This is a genomic window from Acidimicrobiales bacterium, assembly GCA_035316325.1.
Classification (GTDB): domain Bacteria; phylum Actinomycetota; class Acidimicrobiia; order Acidimicrobiales; family VFJN01; genus DASXTK01.
In genome coordinates this window covers 1-21,312 of the sequence record DATHJB010000115.1, presented here as the reverse complement: position 1 = coordinate 21,312, position 21,312 = coordinate 1, and the positions used below count along the sequence as shown (strand labels likewise).

Annotated in this window: 22 protein-coding genes and 1 pseudogene; 7 read left to right on the top strand and 16 right to left on the bottom strand. The window is 73.5% G+C overall.

Annotated elements, in window-relative coordinates; genetic code table 11:
* Positions 1-319, top strand: a 319-nt coding sequence (locus tag VK611_15440) for a hypothetical protein (GenBank protein HMG42727.1), incomplete at its 5' end; no start/stop codon positions are given.
* A 30-nt stretch (positions 320-349) separates the two neighbouring features.
* Here VK611_15440 and VK611_15435 read toward each other — a convergent pair.
* Complete coding sequence (locus tag VK611_15435) at positions 350-1,045, bottom strand: RNA polymerase subunit sigma-70 (protein ID HMG42726.1); 696 nt, start codon at positions 1,043-1,045, stop codon at positions 350-352.
* Complete coding sequence (locus tag VK611_15430) at positions 1,042-1,872, bottom strand: alpha/beta hydrolase fold domain-containing protein (GenBank protein ID HMG42725.1); 831 nt, start codon at positions 1,870-1,872, stop codon at positions 1,042-1,044. The genes VK611_15435 and VK611_15430 overlap by 4 nt, the downstream gene beginning before the upstream one ends.
* A 109-nt stretch (positions 1,873-1,981) precedes the next feature.
* Here VK611_15430 and VK611_15425 point away from each other — a divergent pair, with 109 nt between their 5' ends.
* On the top strand, positions 1,982-3,256 hold the full coding sequence (locus tag VK611_15425; GenBank protein ID HMG42724.1) for an alpha/beta hydrolase fold domain-containing protein: 1,275 nt from the start codon (positions 1,982-1,984) through the stop codon (positions 3,254-3,256).
* Positions 3,257-3,322: 66 nt separating this feature from the next.
* Here the strand turns inward: VK611_15425 and VK611_15420 are convergent, their stop codons facing one another.
* From VK611_15420 to VK611_15365, 12 genes are all read right to left on the bottom strand, one after another.
* Positions 3,323-4,216 carry a TIGR03560 family F420-dependent LLM class oxidoreductase gene (locus VK611_15420; protein ID HMG42723.1) on the bottom strand — a complete coding sequence of 298 codons (894 nt, stop codon included), beginning with the start codon at positions 4,214-4,216 and terminating at the stop codon, positions 3,323-3,325.
* Positions 4,213-4,695: a MarR family transcriptional regulator gene (locus VK611_15415; protein HMG42722.1), complete on the bottom strand. Its 483-nt coding sequence runs from the start codon at positions 4,693-4,695 to the stop codon at positions 4,213-4,215. The genes VK611_15420 and VK611_15415 overlap by 4 nt, the downstream gene beginning before the upstream one ends.
* Before the next feature lie 194 nt (positions 4,696-4,889).
* Entirely contained in the window at positions 4,890-6,335 is a 1,446-nt protein-coding gene (locus VK611_15410) for a UbiD family decarboxylase (protein HMG42721.1), read from the bottom strand.
* Positions 6,332-6,697 carry a cupin domain-containing protein gene (locus tag VK611_15405; GenBank protein HMG42720.1) on the bottom strand — a complete coding sequence of 122 codons (366 nt, stop codon included), beginning with the start codon at positions 6,695-6,697 and terminating at the stop codon, positions 6,332-6,334. Before VK611_15405 ends, VK611_15410 begins: the two co-directional genes overlap by 4 nt.
* Positions 6,694-8,178 carry a 4-hydroxyphenylacetate 3-hydroxylase N-terminal domain-containing protein gene (locus VK611_15400; protein ID HMG42719.1) on the bottom strand — a complete coding sequence of 495 codons (1,485 nt, stop codon included), beginning with the start codon at positions 8,176-8,178 and terminating at the stop codon, positions 6,694-6,696. The genes VK611_15405 and VK611_15400 overlap by 4 nt, the downstream gene beginning before the upstream one ends.
* Positions 8,175-8,816, bottom strand: a complete 642-nt coding sequence (locus VK611_15395) for a DUF2848 family protein (protein ID HMG42718.1) — start codon at positions 8,814-8,816, stop codon at positions 8,175-8,177. The genes VK611_15400 and VK611_15395 overlap by 4 nt, the downstream gene beginning before the upstream one ends.
* Positions 8,816-10,063 (bottom strand): Xaa-Pro peptidase family protein, encoded by a 1,248-nt coding sequence (locus VK611_15390; protein ID HMG42717.1) that lies wholly within the window; start codon positions 10,061-10,063, stop codon positions 8,816-8,818. The genes VK611_15395 and VK611_15390 overlap by 1 nt, the downstream gene beginning before the upstream one ends.
* A 24-nt stretch (positions 10,064-10,087) precedes the next feature.
* The gene (locus VK611_15385; GenBank protein HMG42716.1) at positions 10,088-11,677 is read right to left on the bottom strand and encodes a gamma-glutamyltransferase; all 1,590 of its coding nucleotides are present in this window, start codon (positions 11,675-11,677) and stop codon (positions 10,088-10,090) included.
* Positions 11,667-12,065, bottom strand: a complete 399-nt coding sequence (locus VK611_15380) for a Rid family hydrolase (protein ID HMG42715.1) — start codon at positions 12,063-12,065, stop codon at positions 11,667-11,669. The genes VK611_15385 and VK611_15380 overlap by 11 nt, the downstream gene beginning before the upstream one ends.
* On the bottom strand, positions 12,062-12,463 hold the full coding sequence (locus tag VK611_15375; protein ID HMG42714.1) for a heme-binding protein: 402 nt from the start codon (positions 12,461-12,463) through the stop codon (positions 12,062-12,064). Before VK611_15375 ends, VK611_15380 begins: the two co-directional genes overlap by 4 nt.
* Before the next feature lie 15 nt (positions 12,464-12,478).
* A complete protein-coding gene (locus VK611_15370; protein ID HMG42713.1) occupies positions 12,479-13,732 on the bottom strand; it encodes an amidohydrolase family protein in 1,254 nt (417 codons plus the stop codon).
* A 32-nt stretch (positions 13,733-13,764) separates the two neighbouring features.
* Positions 13,765-14,520 (bottom strand): FCD domain-containing protein, encoded by a 756-nt coding sequence (locus tag VK611_15365; protein HMG42712.1) that lies wholly within the window; start codon positions 14,518-14,520, stop codon positions 13,765-13,767.
* 222 nt (positions 14,521-14,742) lie between these two features.
* Between VK611_15365 and VK611_15360 the strand changes: the two genes are divergently transcribed.
* Genes VK611_15360 through VK611_15340 form a run of 5 tightly spaced genes read left to right on the top strand, consistent with a single transcriptional unit; the run spans position 14,743 to position 20,215 of the window.
* The gene (locus VK611_15360) at positions 14,743-16,284 is read left to right on the top strand and encodes an ABC transporter substrate-binding protein (protein HMG42711.1); all 1,542 of its coding nucleotides are present in this window, start codon (positions 14,743-14,745) and stop codon (positions 16,282-16,284) included.
* Positions 16,285-16,287: 3 nt separating this feature from the next.
* Complete coding sequence (locus VK611_15355; GenBank protein ID HMG42710.1) at positions 16,288-17,214, top strand: ABC transporter permease; 927 nt, start codon at positions 16,288-16,290, stop codon at positions 17,212-17,214.
* Positions 17,215-18,129 carry an ABC transporter permease gene (locus VK611_15350; GenBank protein HMG42709.1) on the top strand — a complete coding sequence of 305 codons (915 nt, stop codon included), beginning with the start codon at positions 17,215-17,217 and terminating at the stop codon, positions 18,127-18,129. It begins immediately after the preceding gene.
* Positions 18,126-19,172, top strand: coding sequence for an ABC transporter ATP-binding protein (locus VK611_15345; protein HMG42708.1), 1,047 nt, complete (start codon positions 18,126-18,128; stop codon positions 19,170-19,172). The genes VK611_15350 and VK611_15345 overlap by 4 nt, the downstream gene beginning before the upstream one ends.
* On the top strand, positions 19,169-20,215 hold the full coding sequence (locus tag VK611_15340) for an oligopeptide/dipeptide ABC transporter ATP-binding protein (GenBank protein ID HMG42707.1): 1,047 nt from the start codon (positions 19,169-19,171) through the stop codon (positions 20,213-20,215). The genes VK611_15345 and VK611_15340 overlap by 4 nt, the downstream gene beginning before the upstream one ends.
* 10 nt (positions 20,216-20,225) lie before the next feature.
* Here VK611_15340 and VK611_15335 read toward each other — a convergent pair.
* Both VK611_15335 and VK611_15330 read right to left on the bottom strand, forming a co-directional pair.
* A pseudogene (locus VK611_15335) lies at positions 20,226-20,408 on the bottom strand (hypothetical protein).
* Positions 20,409-20,526: 118 nt separating this feature from the next.
* A complete protein-coding gene (locus VK611_15330; GenBank protein HMG42706.1) occupies positions 20,527-21,141 on the bottom strand; it encodes an aminoglycoside 6-adenylyltransferase in 615 nt (204 codons plus the stop codon).
* Positions 21,142-21,312: the final 171 nt, after the last annotated feature.

Below are 21,312 nucleotides of genomic sequence, written 5' to 3'. Positions count from 1 at the left end.
CGCGCGGGCCCGGCAACTCATCGATGCACGCCAATACGTTCTCGACAGCGACTGGGGCGAGCGCCAGCCCAAGGCCGACGCCCAGAACGCCTACCTCGACAACCACTCGTGGGAGGACTACGCCCAGTGGCACCTGGGCCTCACCGACGGCGCCAACGACGAGACCAAGGCCCGGTACGCCTTCGTCTACGGCGACTTCCGCCGGATCCACCGCACCGGGCTCATCGCCTGCGTCTACCGGGCCTCCGAGTGGCGCCACAAGGACATCGAGCTCGCCGCCCACGACCTCCTCCAGCACCTCGACAAGGTCTCCGGCTGACTCACCCGGTCGAGCCCCAGGGTCGAGGGTTCAGCCGAGGAGGGCGAGGAGGGTGAGGTGGTCGTAGCGCTGGAAGGCGTCGGTGAGGTGCTGGACGGTGGCCCGCTGGTCGGTGTCGAGAGCGCGGAGCCGCTCGGGGCGGGGCGGGCGACCGTGGTGCTCGGCCAGCGTGGTCCGGGCCCGCTGGAGGGCGCTGTTGACCGAGGCGACGCTCATGTCGAGCAACTCGGCCGCCTCGGTCGCCCGCCAACGCAGCACCTCGCAGAGCAGCAGCACCGACCGCTGCCGGGGCGGCAGGTGGAGCAGGGCGGCCACGAAGGCGAGCCGGACGTCGTCGCGCTCGACGGCACGGTCGGCGGGATCGGCGCCGGCGACCGGTTCGGGCGGGGCGCCCTCGGCCGCCCGACGGCCGGGGCGCCGAACGGCCGGTCCCTCCAGCGCCCACGCCCCCGAGTCGGTGGGCCGGGGCCGGCGCTGCCGGGCGTTCAGCAGGTCGAAGCAGACGTTGGTGGCGATGCGGCGGAGCCACGACTGCAGCGACGAGCGGCCCTCGAACCGGTGGAACGAGCGCCAGGCCCGCACCATCGTCTCCTGGACGGCATCGTCGGCGTCGAACGCCGAGCCCAGCAGCCGTCGGCAGTGGGCCTTGAGCGCGGGCCGGTGTCGCTCCAGGCGCCGCTCGATGTCGTCGTCCTCGACGGGATCGGCGGTCATGAGCTCGGTCATCGCAGGGCCTCGTTGCTCTCGTGGTCGGTGTCGTCGTCGGTGTCGTCGGTGTGCGGATCGAGCCGGGTCGCCGCGGTGGGCGGGAGGGCGAGCCGGTGCTGCAGCGACCGCGCCAGATCGCCGACCAGACCGTCGGCGGCCTCGCTCCACGGCAGCCAGGTCAGGCCGGCGGATGGCAGCCCCTCGTAGCGCAGCTCGTCGACCCGCACCCCGGCCGCCCGCAGCCGTCGGGCGTAGCACCCGACGTCGTGCCGCTCGCCGCCGATGCCGCCGGTCCCGTCACCGTCGCCGTCGCGCACGCCGACGACGGTGGCCGACGCCACCCCGGCGACCGAGGCGGCGTCGAGCGGTCCCCCGGCCAGGTCCGGGCCCAGGTCGGGACAGATCAGCACCTGGCGGGCGATCGGGGGCCAGCCCTGGTCACGGGCGTGCAGGGCCACGGCGGCCGCCGGCCGCGCCCCGGTCTCCCAGCCGGCGACGATCAGCCGGCCGGGGTCGGCGCCCAGCTCGACGGCGTGGTCGGCGGCCCAGTCGAGGGCGGTGCAAGCGTCGCGCAGCGCCGCGGCGTCGGCGTCGGACGCTCCCGGCCGGCCGAGCAGCGTCAGCACGACCAGGCCGGCGTACGAGCACAGCCCCCGGGACAGGGCATCGGCCTGGTCCGCGTCACCCCCGGGGAACAGCACCATGAGGGCGGGGCGAGCCCCGGGTGACGGGCACGGGGCCGGCCAGTACACCCGGGTGGCGAGGGGCGCGGCCCGTCCCCGCAGCTGCATGTCGGCGATCCGGGGCACCGGGAGGCGCCGCGGGCGGAGCGGGCGGGAGGTCATGGCTGCACGGTCGCATCGGCACCCCTCGCGAGGGAAAGACCGATCGTGCATGGCGGCGATGCGCGGAACGCATGACCGTGTTCCGACCTGGTGCTCCACAATGGTGGCCATGGACGACGGCCCCGACGGCCCCGACGCCGCAGACGGTTCCGAGACGCCGCTCGGCCGGGTGCTGCCGCTGCCCCCGGCGCCCGACGGCATCGAGCTGCGTCACCTGCGTGCGTTCGTCGCCGTGGCCGAGGAGCTCAACTTCGGTCGGGCCGCGGCCCGGCTCTACCTGTCGCAGCCGGCGCTGAGCCGCCAGATACGGGGGCTCGAGCGGTTGGTCGGTTGCGACCTGTTGCGGCGCTCGACCCACGGGGTCGAGCTGACGCTGGCCGGCGATGCGCTGCTCGACCGGGCCCGCAGCCTGCTCTACGGGATCGACGACGCGGTGTCGGCCACCCGGGCAGTCGGCGGCGAGCTGGCCGGCCGGCTGGCCCGCATCTGGGAGCCGGTGCAGCACCTGACCAGCGCCGACGTCGACCTGCAGGCCCTGCGCAACGCGGGCGAGGAGCTGCACGGCCAGTTCCCGCCGCCGCCCGAGATCGTGGTGCGGCCGGTCAACACCGGCGGGGTGCCGTCCCTGCTTCTCGGCGCCGACCCGCAGCTGCAGCCGTCGCTGCTGTTCCTGCACGGTGGCGGCTACGTGATGGGCTCGGCCTTCGGCTACCGGGGCCTGGCCGGGGCCCTGGCCATGGCGGCCGAGGCCAGCCTGGTGGCGCCCGAGTTCCGGCTGGCGCCCGAGCACCCGTTCCCCGCCGCCCTCGAGGACGCCATGCGGGCGTACCTGTGGATGCTCGACACCGGCACCCCGCCCGACCAGATCACGATGGCGGGCGACTCGGCCGGTTGCGGCCTGGTGCTGTCGCTGATGGTCACCCTGCAGCAGGAGAAGCTGCCCCTGCCCGGCGGGGCCGCCCTGCTGTGCCCGGGCATCGACCTCACCTTCGACCACGTCGACGAGGTCCCGTCGATCGGCACCTCCGAGCCCCAACCCGCGCTGTCGCTCGAGCAGCTGCGCAGCTTCGCGGTCTCGTACCTCGACGGGCACCCTGCCGACGACCCGGTGATCAGCCCGCTGAACGCCGACCTGACCGGGATGCCGCCGCTGCTCATCCAGGGCGGCACCGGCGACGTCCTCGTCGTCGACGCCCACCGGCTGGCCGACCACGCCAAGTCCCACGGCGTCGACACCCGGCTCGAGCTCTATCCGGTGGCCACGCACGACTTCCACATCTTCTGGTCGTTCCTGCCCGAAGCGGCCGAGGCGCTGCAGCAGGCGGGTCGCTTCGCCCAGGAGGTGCGGGCCGCGGCCACCACCGCGGCCCGCGAGGCGAAGTAGGCCGGCCGTCCACTCGGGCGTCGCTCCGTAGGTGGCGGTCGGAGGGCGTCCGTGGTGGGGCCGGTGTCACGCCCGGCCGTCGAGGTCGGCGGCCACCGGCACCACGTGCCGGGCCAGCAGCTCCAGAGGACGGCGCTGCTCGATGCCGTCGACCCGGGCGATGACCGTGTCGATGCCCATCGCCGCGAACCAGCGGAGCTTGTCGATGGCGTCGTGGGTGGCCGGCCCACCGTCGTCGGCGGTGAAGGCCCAGGCACAGGTCCGCTCGATGCGGTCGAAGTCGGTGCCGGCGTCGTGGCAGTGGCGGCGCAGGACGTCGAGCTTGTGGGGCACGTCGGGTGTCGGGCGGAGGCTGCAGGCGTCGCCGTAGCGGGCCACGAGCCGGAGCGTGCGGCGCTCGCCGTCGCCCGCGATCAGGACCGGCGGGTGGGGACGCTGGAGCGACTGGGGCAGGTTGAGCAGCCGGCCGGCGTGGACGTGGTGGCCGTCGTAGGGCGCGTCGGTGCCGTGCTCGCCGGTCCACATGCGCAGGCACACCTCGAGGGCGTCCTCGAGCAGGTCGAACCGCTCGCCGGTGGGCGGGAAGGGCACGCCCAGGCCGTCGCACTCCTCCTGGTAGTGGCCGGAGCCGATGCCGAGCCAGGCGCGCCCGCCGGACAGCACGTCGAGGGTGGTCACGGTCTTGGCCAGCACGCCGGGGTGGCGGAAGTGGGCGCCGGTGGCGAGCGTCATCAGCCGGATCGAGGCCGAGCGGGCCGCGAGGAACGAGAGCGTGGTGTAGGCCTCGAGGCAGGCGGTCTCGGGCCCGCCCATGATCGGGTGGCTCCACAGGTGGTCGCCCACCGCGAGCCCGCCGAAGCCGCCGGCCTCGGTCAGGGCGGCGACGTCGGTGAGCAGGGCGGGCAGCTCGGCGGGCGGGATGGGCCACCCGAAGTCGGCCAGGTGCACGACGATCTTCACGGGGTCGCTTCCTCGCTGGTCGGGGTCGGGCCCGGGGCCGGAGCCGGAGCCGGGGCGACGTTGGCGCGGAGCCGGTCGAGGTAGCCCCGCAGCTGCTCGATCTCCTGCGCGTCGAAGCCGGCCCGCAGGCGACCGTCGAACTCGATCACGCCGGTGAGCAGCCGGGAGAACATGGCCCGACCGTCGTCGGTCAGCTCGACCAGGTGGACGCGGCGATCCTCGGGATCACGCCGGCGCGTGACGAGCCCGGCCCGCTCCATGCGGTTCAGGTGGTGGGTCAGCGTGGGCCCCTCGATGCCCACCGCCGCCGCCAGATCGCGCTGGGCGCCGTGCACCTGATCCTGCAGCGACACGAGCACCAGCCACATCGCCGACGACCCGCCCAAGGCGGCCAGCGCCTCGTCGAACACCCGGCTCGCCACCCGCGCCGTCCGCGTCAGCTGCACCCCGATCGGTTCCTGCTGCGGAGGTCCCTTCACACCTCCGAAGCATAGACATCGAACCCTTCGATCCCTATCGATCTACCGCAGGCCCTGAACCATGTGCTCCCGGTCGTCGTGTTCCGTCACCAGCCCGCAGCCGGCGCCGTCACGAGAACCCCTGAGTGGACGACGGAGTCGACCACACCGACGCGTGTCCGCTCGTCGGGATTGGACGTCGGGCCCGGGGAGCGTCAGTCGGTGAGCAGCCCGGCGAGGGGGGCGTAGGTGGACGCGGGGGTGGTGTCGGAGGGGGTGAGGGTGGCCTCGAGGAAGGGGGCGCGGGCGAAGCGGGCGCGCTCCGCGTGGGCGACGGTGGCGTCGATGCCGAGCTTGGCGCGGACGCCGTGGTCGGACACCCGGACGTACTCGTGGCCCCTCGCTCCGGGGACGACCAGGAGGTCGCGGGACGCCTCCATGCGGGTGGCGACGGCCCACTCGACGTCGACCGGGTCGTGCACGTCGATGTCGTCGTCGACCACGATCACCTGGTCGAGGTCCTTGAGCGCCCCGAAGGCGGCCAGCATGGCGTTGCGCTGCAGCCCGTCGTCCCGGGCGCTGCGCTTGGCCACCTGGACGACGAGGTGGAACCGGTAGAGGCCGCCGGCGGTCAGCGCCACGTCGGACACGATCGGCACCGCCGCCCGCAGCGCCCGCAGCGCGCTGGCCTCCAGGACGTACTTGCGCAGCATGATCGTCTCGCGCCCCGCGCCGTTGACGGCGAAGTAGATCGGGTCGGAGCGGTGGGTCACGGCGTCGACGGTGACCACGGGGGCGGGCCCGTCGTCGGAGGGGTACCCGAGGAACTCGGCGAACGGCCCCTCGGGCGCCGTCTCGGTCGGCGAGATGCGGCCCTCCAGCACGATCTCGGCGTGGGCCGGCACCGGGAGGTCGCTGGTCACGGCCTCGGCCACCTCCAGGGGCGCCCCGGCCAGGCCCCCGGCCGCCGCCAGCTCGTCGGCGGACTCGGGCATCTGCGAGCCCATGAGCGCGGCGGCGTAGAGCAGCGCGGCGTCGGGCCCGAGGCACACCACCACCGGCAGGTCCTCGCCCCGCGCCATCGCCCGCTCGTGGGCGGCCCGCAGGTGGCGGCCGTGGTCGAGCTTGATGGCGGTGCGGTTGCCGCCGAGCAGCTGCATCCGGTGGTAGGACGCGTTGTGGACGCCGGTCTCCGGGTCGCGCACCAGCACCACGCCCGACGTGACGAACCGCCCGCCGTCGCCCGGCGCGTGGCGCAGCACCGGGAGCAGCTCGGCGAGGTCGAACGGCGCGGTCGTCACCACGGCCTGCGCCGGCGCCGTGTCGCGGCCCAGGCCCGAGACCCGCAGGGGCGGCAGCGGGCAGGCCAGCGCCCGGTCCATCGCGGCCCGGATGCCGTGGCGGTCCAGGCCCAGCGCCGCTTCGACGTTGGCCGGGCTGGCCAGAAGGTTCCCGACCACCGGCATGGGTGACTCCATCACGTCGACGAACAGCAGCGCCCGGTCGCCGTCGTGGGCCTTGAGGAGCCCGGCCAGCTCCAGGTGGGTCGACACCCGGCGGGTGACCACGGTGAGGCGGTCGGCCGCGGCCAGCCGCCGCAGCACGGTCCGGAACCGGGTGTCGAGCACCCCGAGCCCGGCGCCGTCCCCGCCCCCGGTCATGGCGCCGGGTACCGGATCTCGAACGTGACCGCGCCCTCCGGCGACACCCACGGCCCGTGCTCCATGCCGGGCGGTCGGCAGGCGTACATTCCGGCGGTGAAGGTCTCGCCGAGGCGCAGGTCGGTGATCGACCCCTCGACGATCCACACCTCCTCCCACACCTCGTGGGTGAGCACCCCGTTGGGCGACGTGTCGCAGCCCGGCGGGAAGCGCAGCAGCCGGGTGACGTGTCCCGCCTCGTGGGCGCCGGCCAGCACGATCTCCTCCAGCAGCCCGGTGCGGTCGTCGGCCAGCGGCTGCCACGCGAACCGCCGGTCGGCCCGAGGGTCGAGGAACTCCAGCTCGGGCTTGGGGACCGTCACGACGCCACCGCGACCGACGACACCGCCGGCGTGGGGTCGGGCACCCCGTCGAGGCAGGCGTCGACCAACGCCAGGGCCCGTTCCCACGGGTAGGTCCCGAACGACCGCATGTGCACCACGGACGGATCGCCGGCGTAGAACATCTCGTACTGCAGGTGCCGCCCCGCGAACTCCGAACCGATCAGGTCCCAGTACAGCTTGAGCAGCTTGATCCGCTCGACGGCGCTCGCCCCGGGCCAGCGCACGAAGCGGTCGAGGTCCGCCGCCGCCACCGGATCGTCGAAGGCCGCCACCGACGACGGCAGCTGGATCACCGCCCCGCCGGCCAGCTCCCGCAGGAACGTCCCGATCTCGGTGGCGATCCGGGGCTGCAGGGTCATGGCCGTGTAGAGCATCCCCGGGTCCGGCCGCATGACCCCGTCGCCGTCCACCGACGCGCCCGCCTCGGCGGCCAGCAGGAACGCCTCCGGGAGGGCGGCGTGGGCGGCGATCACCCCCAGCCGCTGCTTGACCTTGGCGTCGACGGTGGTGCCGGCGTCGTCGCACAGGCGCCGGGCGAGGCCGGCGAACAGCCGCAGCTTCACGGCGAAGCGGGTCTGGGCCTGGGTGTTGCCGAGGCTGTGGGCCGCGGTGTCGTTGAACTGGGCCCGCACGGCGTCGATGTCGCGGCAGATGAACACGTGCTCCCACGGCACCACCACGTCGTCGAACACCACCAGCGAGTCGGTCTCGTCGAAGCGGCTGCTCAGCGGGTAGTCGAACGGGCTGGGCACGCCCTGCGCGTAGGGGCGGCGGGTGTGGATGCGCAGGCCGGGGGCGTTGTTCGGCACGACCACCGACAGGGCGTAGTCCTCGGAGCCCGGAGGCAGCGGCAGGATGCAGCTGACGAAGACGTAGTCCGACAGCACCGTCCCGGTCCCCAGCATCTGGGCGCCCCGCAGGACGATGCCGTCGTCGCGCTCGGCGGCGACGGCGACGTAGAGGTGGTCGTCGTACTGCTCGTGCGGCGGCCGGCTGCGGTCGATGGTGGGGTGGATGATCGTGTAGCTGAGGTAGGCGGACTCGTCCCGGGCCTTCTCGTAGAAGGCGACGAGGTTGCGGTAGAAGCCCGGGTCACGGGTGCTGAAGGTGGCCGGCGAGGCGACGAACCCGGCGAAGAACCCGGCCACGTGGTCGGGGCTGCGGCCCATGAGCCCGAACGACGCCTCGGCCAGCCGGGTGGCCGCCAGCCGCCGGGCCGTCAGGTCGTCCACCGTCCGGGGCGTCTTCCACCCCAGCGGCACGCCGTGGCCGGCTGACGGCGACGGGTAGGTGAGCGTCCCGTCCGAGTCGGCGGCCTCCAGGTCGTAGAGCCGGGCGACCGACCGGGCCGCGCCGGCGAAGGCGGGGTGGGCGGCCACGTCGTCGACGCGCTCGCCGTCGAGCAGCACCTGGCGGCCGTCGGCGAGGGAGGAGAGGTAGTCGGATCCCGTGCGCGTCATCGGGCGCTCCTTGTGTCGAGGACGTCGACGTCGTAGGCGACCGTCAGGCACGCTCCGGTGGCGGGGTCGCGCAGCTCGCCGCGGAACCGGGCCGCCGGGCGGAGGCCACCGATCGTCGGGACGGTGCCGCCGAGCAGGGCGAAGCACCGGGGCCGTGGGAACGGCAGGCCCACCAGCAGCTCCCGCGGGTCGACCAGCGCGGCGGTCGTGCCGTCCTGGTAGAGCACGTCGCCGTCGACCCAGCTGCGCAGCTCGAGACGATCGAGCCGGTCGGCCACCTCGGCGAGTGGCCATGCCTCCCGGCCGATCACCTTGGGGCAGACGTGCTTCGACAGGCCGATGTCGACCGCCTCGACGGCCCGGTCCGTGTGGTCCGACGCCACGGTCAGGTAGACATCGTCGCCGTCGACCACCAGGCACGGCTCCACCTCACCCGAGGTCCCGTCGCCGACGACGGTCACTCGATCCGACTGCGAGGCGATCCAGGGCGGGAAGCCCCAGTAGGCCGGCACGGTCGCGGGCGGGGCGACGCCCATCGCGGCCAGCTCGGCGATGTGCTCGTCGACCGCCGCCCGGTCGCGCCCCGTGTACCCGGCGACCACCACCGCTTCGAGTCGGTCGATCTCGACCGACACCATCACAGCACCACCAGGTCGGGCGGCAGCTGGTTGACGCAGCGGTGGCCGTCCTCGGTGATCACGTAGGTGTCACCGAGGAAGATGCCCCGCACGATGTCCTCCGTGCACGGGTGGATCTCCACGCACAGCGCCATCCCGGGCGCCAGGGTCACGTCCTTGTCGGGCCGGTGCGACGTGCCCACGAACGGGCCGGCGTCGAGCGGGTTGAACACCCCGTGCACCAGCGGGGCGACCACCGTGTAGCCGCGGTCCCAGATCACCTGGCCGGCCCGCCGGATGTCGGCCGCCGTGCACCCCGGGCGCAGCACGTCGACCACGGCGTCGTAGGCCTCGCGGCCCACGGCGAACATGTCGGCGTAGTCGGGCGGCGGGTCGCCGAAGCAGATCGGCTTCCCGGTCTGCGCCTCGTAGCCATGGCCGTCGCGGGCGCCCAGCTCCAGCAGCAGCACGTCGTGGTCGGTGATCGTGCGGCCGATGGGCCGGGGCCGCTGGAAGGCGCTGGTCGGCTCGACCATCGACTCGCTGCCCGCCAGCACCATGCAGGGGATCTCGCCCCCCTCGACGGCGATGGTCTCGTAGATCACCGTGAAGAGGTCGGCCTCGGTCATCCCCGGCCGGACCCGGTCGATGATGGCGGCGTTGGCGGCGTCGCCGATGCGACCGGCCTCGTCGAGGCAGGCGAGCTCCTCGTCGGACTGCACCAGCCGCAGGCGCCAGAACTCGTCGGACAGCTCCACCAGCTCGGCATCGGGCAGCCCGGTGGTGAGCGTCACGTGGTGGTCGTGCGGGATCGACAGGTAGGGCGCCGGCTTGACCACCCCCAGCCGCGACCGTCCGAGCCCCAGGTCGGCGACCGCGCCCACCACCACCTCGGCGGTGTTGAGCGCCCCCCGGATGTCGGGCACGACCGAGCGGGCGAGGCGGTCGGGCAGGCGGGCGTTGAGCCCCAGGATGGCGAGCACGGGGTCGCCGTGGCGGGGGAACACGCACACGCAGTCGAGCTCCATGGTGCCCATGAAGTTGGTGAGCCAGCGGATGTTGGCCCAGCCCCGCTCCCAGATGCCGTTGTGGCCGTACACCAGCAGCGCGTCGAGGCCCTCGTCGTCCATGAACCCGCGGGCCAGGTCGTGGCGACGGGCGAACTCGGCGTCGGAGAACGTCGGCCAGTCGTAGCGCGAGCGGTCGATGGGGAACGGGTAGCGGATGCCGGGGGTGGTCGGGGTCGGGGTCGTCGGGGCAGTCGTCATGGTCGTCGTCCTCCTAGAGGTGGGTCACCAGCCGAGCGCCGCGGCGCCCCGCCGTCGGTCGGCGGCCGCGGCATGCGTGGTCGCAGCGGCGTCGACCGACACGACCGTGCAGCAGCCGAAGTGGTCGTCGTCGCCGGCCGGCTGGACCGTCACCGCGTGGCCCCGCGCCTCGAGCGCCGCCGGGGCCCCGGACGGGAAGCCGGGCTCCATGTAGAGGGTGTCGTCGGGCGGCGAGCGCCGGGGCGTGCCGCTCACCCAGCGGGGCCGCTCGACGGCCCGGGGCAGGTCGTCGCCGTGGTCCAGGGCGTTGACCAGCACCTGCAGGTTGGTCTGGACCTGGCCCCGGCCGCCCGGCGTCGCCCCGGCCAGCACCGACCCGTCGGGCCGCTCGACCAGGTACGAGTGCAGCGTGTGGACCGGCCGCTTGCCGCCCTGCAGCCCGTTGGGGTGCGACGGGTCGTGGACCAGGTTGGCCAGCCGGTCGTTGAGGATCACGCCGGTGCCGTCGACCAGCTCGCGGGCGCCGAACTCGTTGAACAGCGACTGCACCAGGGCGACCGCCATGCCGTCGCCGTCGGTCACGGCGATCGACGTCGTGTCGGTGCCGGTCGGGACCAGCTCGTCGGTGGCGCTGGGCGGGACGTCGCCCCGGCGGATGCGGGCCGCGGCCTCGGCCCAGCGCCCGGGCTGCAGCAGGGCGTCGGCGTCGACGTCCACCAGGTCGGGGTCGCCGAGCCGAGGGAGCAGCTCGGCGAAGGCGGCGTGCTTGGCCCGCACCAGCAGGTCGACGTGCTCGGCGCTCCCCGGCGCCAAGGCCGCGACGTCGAACTCCCCGAGCACGGCCAGCTGCGCCAGCAGCACGATCCCCATCGACACCGGCGGCTGGGTCGACACGGTGGCGCCGCGGTAGCGCACCGCCAGCGGCGCCTCCCAGGTCGACTGGTGGTCGCCGAGGTCGTCGGCGTCGAGGGCCCCGCCGCCCCGCTGCACGTGGTCGGCGATGCGCTCGGCCAGCGCCCCCCGGTAGAAGGAGTCGACGCCGGCCCCGGCGATGTGCGCCAGCGTCTCGCCCAGATCGGGCTGGCGGAAGGTCGCGCCCGCCCGCGTGTCGCCGCCGTTCGGGTGGGTCAGCGCGCCGAAGAGGTCGTGGTCAGGGCCGCCGGCCAGGCCCTGGAGGGTGGTGGCCAGCCGGTCGTCGAGCGGGAAGCCGTCGACGGCGTAGCGCACGGCGGCGGCGAGCAGGCGGTCGAGCGGCCAGGTGCCGAACCGCTCCACCAGCGCCCCCCACGACGCCACCACGCCCGGGACGGCGACCGACAGCGGGCCGAACCGGGGTGCAGAGGCACCCCGCGGCAACCGCGCCTCGATGCCGCGGGGTGCCCGACCGCTGCCGTTGAGCACGGCGACCTCGCCGGGCGCGGAGCGCACGGCCACGAAGGCGTCGCCGCCGATGCCGCACCACGGCAGCTCGACGACGCACTGCACCGCCGAGCCGGCGACCACGGCGTCGACGGCGTTGCCGCCGGCCCGGAGCACGTCCAGCGCGGCGGCCGCGGCCAGGGGGTGGCCGGCGGACACGACGCCCCGGGTCCCCGAGGCCGAGTCACTCGACAACGCCCACCGCCTCGATCTCGACCAGCATGTCGGGGCCCTTCAGGCGGCTCACGAACACCGACGACCGGGCGGGCAGGCGCTCGCCGAAGTGCCGTCGGTAGGCCTCGTTGACCGGCGCCATGTCGGTCACGTCGTCGCGCAGGTACAGCGTGAGCTTCACCACCGAGGCCAGCGACGAGCCGGCGCTCTCGAGGATCGCGGCGATGTTCCGCAGCGCCCAGTCCACCTGCTCGGCGGCGTCGCCCATCTGCCCGGTGTCACGGTTGCGGCCGGCCTGGCCCGCGGTGAACACCAGCTCGGTGGCACCCGAGACCCGGACACCCTGGCTGAACGGCCCGGTGGGGGTGGGCGCGGCGTCGGTCCGGACGGTCCCGAGGTGCGCGGTCACGCCGAGCCCTCGCTCTCGACCGTGAGCCGGGCGATCAGCGCGTCCTGGTCGGGCGAGCCGCCGCCGACGCCGACGGCGCCGATGCAGTTGCCGTCGCCGTCCGTCACCGGGTGGCCGCCGGGGTTGAGGGTCACCCCGCCCGGCAGCACGCTGGTGAGGCTCTCGGCGAACAGCGGCCGGTCGGCCCACTGCTCGAGCAGCTGGTCGGTGGGCTTGCGGAACGCCGCTGCCAGCCGGGCCTTGCCGAACGCCATGTAGGGCCCGTGCCAGTTCTTGCCCCGCGCCAGGGCGACAGGGTGCCCGGCCGCGTCGACGACCGCGATCGTGATCACCATGTCCCGCTCGGCGGCCAGCCGGCGGGCCCGCTGCACGAGCTGCTCCGCGACCTCGTAGTCCACGCGCCCGCCGCCCGCTCAGCCCGTCGACGCCGCGGTCGTCGAACCGTTGGCGCCGGCGCCGTCGTCCCAGGGCGTCGACTTCAGCCGTAGGAAGCGGGCCGCGTTCTCGCCCATGAGCTTGCGCAGCGCGCTCTCCCCGATCACGTCGCGCCACCCGATCACGTGGTCGGTCGAGTCGGGGAACATGCACTCGGGGTGGGGGAAGTCGGACTCGTACATGAGCACGTCCTCGCCCAGGATGTCGATCACCGCCTTGGTCATCGGCGCCCCCTCGAAGGCCTCGATGGCGCAGAACACCCGGCCGTCGGCCACGAACTCCAGCGGCGTGTGCTTCAGCTCGTCGGGGACCGTGCCCTCCTTGACAAAGCGGATCTGCTTGTCGAGCCGCACGATCCAGTTGGGCAGCCAGCCGTGCCCGGTCTCGACGCAGCCCACCCGCAGGTTGGGGTAGGTGTCGAGCATGCCGCTCACCAGCACGTACGCCAGCAGCCGCTGGGCGCCCCACACGTGGGCGGCGGTGCGGGCCACCGCCGCGTTGCCCCAGATGTCGCGGTAGCCGGGGAAGTAGGGGGCTTCGTAGAAGAAGCTGTGGTGGACGATCGGGAGGTCGGTCTCGTCCATGGCCTGCCACAGCGGCGCCAGGTCGGGGTCGTCGACCGGCAGCCCCTCCGGCAGCACCGGCCAGACGCCGGCCACCCAGTCGGACTCGGCCAGCGACCGCACGGTCTCGGCGGCCCAGGCCGGGTCGTTGGCCGGGGCGAGGATCACGGCCTTGAGCCGCCGGGCGTCGACGCCGCAGTAGTCGTCCAGGTAGCGGTGGTAGGCGCGGTACATGGCCTTGGCCAGCCCGGGCTCGAGCGCCGAGCTGCCGGGCGCCCACGTCCCGGGGATGATCAGGTCGATGTCGACGCCCTCGACGTCCATGTCGAGCAGGCGGCCCTCGGGGTTGTCGTGCTGGATCCGCTCGTGGACGGGACGACGGGCGTCGTTGACCGTGCGGCCCTCCAGGGCGCCACGGGCGCCGGCACCGCTCTCGGCCACCTCGCCGTCCTTGCGGCCCGCGACCCGGGTGAACGGGTAGGGGTTGACCCGCACGACGCCGTACTCGTGGGTCGGGTGCCCCCGGCCGGCGACCGGCTTGGTGGGGCGGACGTAGGGCGTCAGCTCGTCGGCGCGGCGGCGGAGCTCGTCGTCCGCGTAGCGCATGAGCACCTCGTAGCTGGGGGTGACGTGGGTGTCGACGTCGATGACGCGGTAGCCGTGACGCATCTCTCTCCTCGGGCTCGTCGGGCCTGGGCGGCCTAGTCGCGGTCCTGCTGGCCGGGGACCGGCGTGGTGGTACGGGACAGGCGGGCCACCGCCATGCGCTCGACCAGGTCGTTCTGCACCCGGTCGAGCAGCTCGTAGGTGCCGCGCACGGCGGCGTCGACGTCGCGGGCCTCGATGGCGTCGAGCACCCGCACGTGGCCGGCCCAGCCGGCGCCGACCTTGCGCGGCGGCGCGTCCTCGGGCTGGGTGAACACCCGCCAGAAGGACGGCAGGCGGAAGAAGAGGTTGGCGTTCGACTCGTAGACCTGGGCCAGCACGGGCCGCTTGGTCATGCGGGCGATCGCGGTGTGGAACTCGATGTCGGCGACGTGGAACCCCTCCTCGTCGGCCGGCTCGCGCATCCGCTCCAGCGGACCGCGCGCGGCGTCGAGGTCGTCGTCGGCCCAGTTGCGGGTGGCGATCTCGACGATGCGGCACTCGAGCAGCTTGCGGGTGTCGTAGACGTCCTCGACCGAGATGGTGGCGGCGAGGGCGGCGTAGTCGACCTCGTGCTCGGCCACGGCGCTGGGGTCGCTGACCACCAGCTGGCGGTTGCGGCGGAGGAGGAACCCGGCGGCCACGAGGCCCTGCAGCGCTTCGCGGACGGTGGTCCGCCCGACGCCGAACGCCTCCTGGAGCTCGCGCTCGGCCGGCATGGTCTCGCCGGAGCGGAGGCGCCCCGACAGGATCTGCTGCCGCAGCTGGGTCGCCAGCGAGTCGGCGAGCGTGACTCGCGTGAGCTTGTTCATGGCGTGGGGGGCTCCTCCGAACACAGGCTGAACGTCTGCTTTGTCTGACAACGTAGCCCGATGCGCCTAGCGTGGCAACGGCCGGACAGTCGCGCCTGGTCGAGGGCCACGTAAGACTCTGAACAGGTAAACGAAACACACAGACCCTTGACGTGGTGATGTCCGCTCCTTACGGTTGCCACCGATAGTGAGGTCTGTTTGTCTGACAAAGTGGGTGGAACGATGCGGCAAGAGAGCTGGAGCTGGCGCCGGGGTCTGCTGGTGGTCGCCTGCCTCGCGATGGTGGCCGTCGCCTGTGGTGGCGACGACGACGACTCGTCCGGCGGCGACACCGGCGGTTCGGGTGACGACGCCGAGCCGCTGGTGATCGCGGTCGGCACGGAGCCGTCGACGCTCGACGTCCAGGCCGTCAACGACCGCAACGCCCGCGTCTTCACCAGCAACGTGTTCGAGAGCATGCTCGGGCGCGACGACGAGGCCGAGATCGTCCCGGTGCTGGCGGAGTCGTACGAGTCGGTCGACGACTCCCACTGGCAGTTCCAGCTGCGCGACGACGTGACGTTCCACAACGGCGAGCCGTTCGACGCCGCGGCCGCGGCGTTCAGCATCAACCGCATCATCGACCCCGCCTACGAGACCCAGCGCACCTCGTACATCGAGGGCATCGTCGGCGCCGAGGCGGTCGACGAGTACACGGTCGAGATCGAGACCGACGGCCCCAACGCCACGCTGCCGATCCAGATGACCCAGATCCAGATGGTGCCGCCCGAGGCCGGGGCGCAGCCCGACTTCGGCGAGAACCCCGTCGGCACCGGGCCCTACGAGTTCGTCGAGTGGCAGCGGGGCACGAAGATCAGCGCCCGCGCCTACGCCGACTACTGGGGCGAGGCACCGGAGATCGGCGAGTTCAGCGTCGACGTGATCCCCGACGCGCAGACCGCCCTGTCGGCCCTGCAGGCCGGCGAGGTCGACCTGGTGCTCGACATCCTGCCCGAGCAGCGCGACCTGGCCCCCGAGTCGGTGTCGGTGCCAGCCACCGAGTTCAGCTACATCGCCTTCAACACCCACATCCCCGAGCTGGAGGACCCGCGGGTGCGGGTCGCGATGAACCTGGCGATAGACAAGGAGCTCATCGCCGAGACCATCTACGGCGGCGAGGCGGCGCCACAGCCGGGTCAGATGCTCACCGAGGACATGCTGGGATACAACGCCGATCTGGAGGCCTTCCCCTACGACCCCGACGAGGCTCGCGACCTGCTGGCCGACGCGGGGTACCCCGACGGCTTCGCCATCACGCTCAACGTGCCGATCGGGCGCTACTCGAAGCTGGAGGAGGCCGCCGAGGTGGTGGCCGGCCAGCTCGCCGAGGTGGGCATCGAGGCCGAGCTCAACCAGCTCGAGTGGAACACCTTCCGCGAGGACGGCCGCATCCCCGGCACCGAGGCCGGGGCGATGGACCTCAAGTTCGCCTGGAACTCCAACGAGTGGTTCGACGCTTCCCGGATCATCAGCCACATCACCTGCGACGGCGAGAGCTCGAAGTACTGCAACCCCGAGGTCGACGACCTGATGGCCGAGGCGGGCGCCACCCTCGACCAGGACGCCCGCGACGAGCTCTACCAGGAGGTCTGGGCGATCCTCGACGAGAATCCCCACGCCATCTACATGCTGCAGCAGAACCTGATCTACGGCCTCTCCGACCGCCTGGAGTGGACGCCGCGGCTCGACGACGAGTACCTGGTCTCCGAGATGGCGTTCGGCTAGCCCGTGGCTCTGAGGGGGTTCGTGCTCGGCCGGCTGCGGGACGGCGCCGTCGTCCTGCTGCTGGTGCTCGCCGCGGTCTTCGTGCTCAGCGCGATCGTCGGCGACCCGGCGGGGGTGATGGCGCCGACCGACGCCTCCGAGGAGGAGATCGCCCGCATCGCCCACCAGCTGGGCACCGACCGGCCACTCCTGACCCAGGCGGGCGACTACTTCGGGGGCGTCGTCACCGGCGACCTCGGGGAGTCGACCTGGCAGAACCGCCCGGCGCTGGACGTCATCGCCGACGCCCTCCCCGCCACGATCCGGCTGACCCTGGCCGGCATCGCGGTGGCGGCGCTGCTGGGCGTCACGTTCGGGGTGCTGGCCGGGGCCCGACCGGGGTCCCGGCTCGACCGGTGGGCCAACGTGGTGGCCACCGTCGGCCTGTCCGTGCCCACCTTCTGGCTGGGGCTGCTGCTGATCGTGGTCTTCGCCGTGCAGCTGCGGCTGGTGCCGACGTCGGGCGACACCGAGTGGAAGAGCCTGATCCTGCCGGCCGCCACCGTCGGCTTCGAGCACGGCGGCCGCATCTTCCAGCTCGTGCGCTCGGCGGTGGCGGAAGAGGTCTCGAAGCCGTACGTGCTGGTGGCCCGGAGCCGGGGGTTGAGCCATCGGGGCGTCGTCGGCCGCCACGTGCTGCGCAACTCGGGGATGCTGATCCTCACCACCGTGGGCTGGGAGTACGTGCGGCTGTGGGGCGGCGCGGTGTTCGCCGTCGAGGTGGTGTTCGCCTGGCCGGGCATCGGGCAGACCATCATCACCGCCACCGACCGCCAGGACTTCCCGGTGGTGCAGGCGGGGGTGATCGTGGCCGGCGCCTTCGTCGTGCTCGCCAACCTGGCGGTCGACGTGCTGTACCGGGTGGTCGACCGCCGGGTGCAGGTGGCCTGAGTGAGCGCGGTGACCGTGCCGTCGGTGGTGCCGGACGAAGGCGAGGGCGTCGGCGTCGCGGCTCGGCTGCGCAGCCGGGTGGCCCGGGGCCGGGGTGCGCTGCGGGGGCGGGGCTACCTGGTGTGGGTGTTCGTGCTGCTGGTGATCGCGGCCTTCGCCGTGTTCGGCGACCTCCTCGCCCCGATCGACCCGGCGTTGCAGGCGCCGCGGGACCGGCTCCTGGGGCCGATGAGCAGCACGGACTCCGGCCTGCACGTCTTCGGCACCGACCAGCTCGGCCGCGACCTGTTCGGCCGGGTGATCGTCGGTACCCGTCTGACGGTGGTGATCGCCCTGGCGTCGATGGTGGCCGGCTCGCTCGTCGGCACCGCCGCCGGGCTGGTGGCCGGGTTCTACGGCGGCCCCGTCGACCGGCTGGTGAGCCGCGTGGCGGAGGCACAGACCGCCATGCCCATGTTCCTCATCGCGATCCTGCTGGTGTCGCTGGTCGGGGCCAGCGTGGTGAACCTGGTCATCGTGCTGCCCACGCTGGTCTGGCCGTCGTTCGCCCGCATCGTGCGGGCCGAGACCCTGCGGCTCCGGCAGGCAGGGTTCATGGAGGCCGCGGTGGTCGTCGGGGGCAGCAACGGCTGGATCATGGGCCGCCACCTGCTCCCCAACCTCGCCACCCGGATCGTGACGCTGACCGTGGTGAGCACCGGTCAGGTCATCCTGGCCGAGGCCGGCCTGAGCTTCCTGGGGGCAGGGGTCCAGGCGCCCGACACCACGTGGGGCCTGCTGGTGTCGACCGGCCGCGAGTACCTGGCGGTGGCCTGGTGGCTGACGATCGTGCCGGGGGTGTTCCTGGTGCTGACGGTGCTGGCCCTCAACATGCTCGGCCGCCGCTACACCGACGACCGGGGAGCCGCCGCGTGACCGGTCCTGCCACCACCGACGCCCTGCTCGAGGTCGAGGACCTCACCTGCCACATCGACACCCCGCGGGGCGTGGTCCGCGCGGTCGACGGCGTGAGCTTCCGGCTCGACGCCGGGCAGAGCCTCGGCATCGCCGGCGAGAGCGGCAGCGGCAAGAGCATGACCGCGCTCAGCATCCTGCGGCTGTTCGGCCCCCGCACCCGCTGCCGGCTGGGCGGGCGGGTGCGGTTCGAGGGCGTCGACCTGCTCCAGGCGTCGGAGCGCGAGCTGCAGCAGGTGCGGGGTGGCCGCATCGGCCTCGTGTTCCAGGACCCGCTCACGTCGCTCGACCCGGTCATGCCGGTGGGCGACCAGATCGCCGAGCCGCTCCGGGTGCACGCCGGGCTGGGCCGGGCCGCGGCCCGTGCCCGGGCGGTCGAGCTGCTCGACCTCGTCGGGATCCCCGACCCGCACCGGGCCGTGGGCGACCTGCCGCACCGCTTCAGCGGCGGGATGCGCCAGCGGATCCTCATCGCCGCCGCGGTCGCGTGCGAGCCGCAGCTGCTCATCGCCGACGAGGCCACCACCGCGCTCGACGTGACCGTGCAGGCGCAGATCCTGTCGCTGCTGGCCCGCCTGCGGCGCGAGCTGGGGATGGCGCTGGTCGTCATCAGTCACGACCTGGGGGTCATCTCGGCGGTGGCCGACACCATGCAGGTGATGTACGCCGGGCGCATCGTCGAGCGGGGGCCGGTCGACGACCTGCTCACCGACGCGGCCCACCCCTACAGCCGGGCGTTGGTGCGGCTGGTGCCCCGTCTCGACCAGACGTCCCACGCCCACCGGCTGCGGCCCATCCCGGGGTCGCCGCCGACGCTGACCGGCTCACCGGACGGCTGCCGCTTCCGGTCGCGCTGCGACGCCGCCCACGACCGCTGCGCGGAGGAGCCCGAGCTGGTGACGTTCGCCCCCGGTCGCGAGCGGGCCTGCTGGGCGTCGCTCGACGTGGTGGCCGACGGTGGCGTGGCCGACCCGGACGTCGACCCGGCGGAGGTGCGGGCGTGACCCTCGCCGAGGCTTCCGAGCCGGCCGAGACCGCCGAGGCCGCGGAACCTGCCGAGCCGCTGCTGGAGGTGCGCGACCTCACCGTGCGGTTCGACACGGTGACCGCCGTCGACAGCGTGTCGCTCGAGCTGCGGGCCGGCGAGACGCTGGGGCTGGTCGGGGAGAGCGGGTGCGGCAAGTCGACCCTGGCCCGGGCCATCCTGCGCCTGGTCGACCCGGCGTCGGGGAGCGTCGGCTTCGACGGGCACGACCTGCTCGACCAGCGAGGCGCGGCGCTGCGGGCCCTGCGCCGCCGCATGCAGGTGGTCTTCCAGGACCCGCGGGGTGCGCTCGACCCCCGGATGCGGGTGCGCGACATCGTCGGCGAGCCCCTCCGGGTGCACCGGCTCGGCGACCGGGCGGCACGCCGGGCCCGCGTCGACACCATGCTGGCCGACGTCGGCCTCGACCCCTCGCTCGGCGACCGCTGGCCCACCGAGCTCAGTGGCGGCCAGCAGCAGCGGGTCGGCATCGCCCGGGCCCTGATCACCGACCCGGCGCTGGTGATCTGCGACGAGCCCGTGTCGGCCCTCGACGTGTCGGTGCAGGCCCAGATCGTGAACCTGCTCCACGACCTGCAGGAGCGCACCGGGGTCGCCTTCCTGTTCATCGCCCACGACCTGGCCGTCGTGCGGCACCTGAGCGACCGGGTAGCGGTCATGTACCTCGGCGCCATCGTCGAGGAGGGCGACGCCCACCAGGTGTTCGCCCGGCCGCTGCACCCCTACACCCGGGCGCTGCTGGCCTCCGTGCTGCGGGCCGACGCCGACGCCGCGTCACGGCTGGCGCTCACCGGGCGCTACGTCACCGGCGACGTGCCCAGCCCCTCCGACCTGCCCTCCGGGTGCCGGTTCCACACCCGCTGCCCAGCGGCGATCGACCGCTGCCGCGAGGAGTCCCCCACCCTCACCCCGGCCGAGGGCGACCACGCCGACGACCACCGCGTCGCCTGCCACCGCTGGGCCGAGCTCGACGCGATCCCCGTCGCCGTCCGCGCCCGCTGACATAGGGGGGTCAGGGCCGGTCGGGGGGACGGAGGCCGTCGAGGGCCAGGGCGACCATGCGTTGTTTGACCGACTCGGACATCGGGACGTGGGCCGTGGCGCGCGAGGCGCCGACCATGAGGGCGTAGACCTCCGGGGGCGCCACGTCCGGGCGGACGGCGCCCGCCTGCTGGGCCCGATCCAGCAGCTCGCCGAACGCTTCGCGACGCCCTCGAAGGCGACCGCGACGCCGTCAGCCCCCTCGCCGCCAGGCTCGCCGACGTCCCCACACCCGCCGGCCCGACCCCTGACCAGATCGGCACACCTTGCCGTCAGGCGGACACGGCTGCCAAGCGTCGCCGTGCGATATCGGCCCAGGGCGTCTCGAGGTCGAAGTCCAACGCGTCGGCGGCGTCTTCGCTCACGCTCGTGAGGAGATCGGCGGTGGCCACGGCGGCTCGACGTACGGCGGCACGATTGTCGGGGACGCAGTACGTCCGCTTGAGCGACTCGGGCAGCTCGAAGGGAGCGAAGTCGAGCAGGCTCACCAACCCGAAGGACGGATAGGGGATCCCGCGGGCGGCAGCGAACAGGCGCAGCGCTTGCTGGCGTCCCTCGCTGATGCGTTCGGCGGCTTCGTGAAGCGAACCCCTTCGCAGGTGCTTCGCGGCGTCCGACAGCGCCCACCAGCCCAACATGACCCACTCGCGCGCCTCGCGGTGACCGGGCGGGTCCGCCACCGCCGGCTTCCAGGCCTCGACCAACGCGGCGTCCTTGTCGACCAGGGCTACAGACCCATCCGGCAGACCCTGACGTCTGCTCGCCGGCATGAACACGAGATCGAGCTGCACGCCGTCGCTGTACTCGACAGCGAAGCGGCGGGTTTCGGGCGGCCAGCCCGGCAGCGTGTGAACCAGGAGGTCGGCGACGTCGCCGACCGTCCGCACGACATCGGTGCCCTCCTGCTCGAGCTCCTCCGGAGCCAGCGCTCCTGCATACCCGACCCCGGCATCGATGTCGGACAGCTCGTCACCCCGACCCGCGGCCAACGAGCAGCTCAGCTCCAACCACCGCCACCGCTCGGATCTGCTCACCTCACGGCGAAGACCCTCGACAAC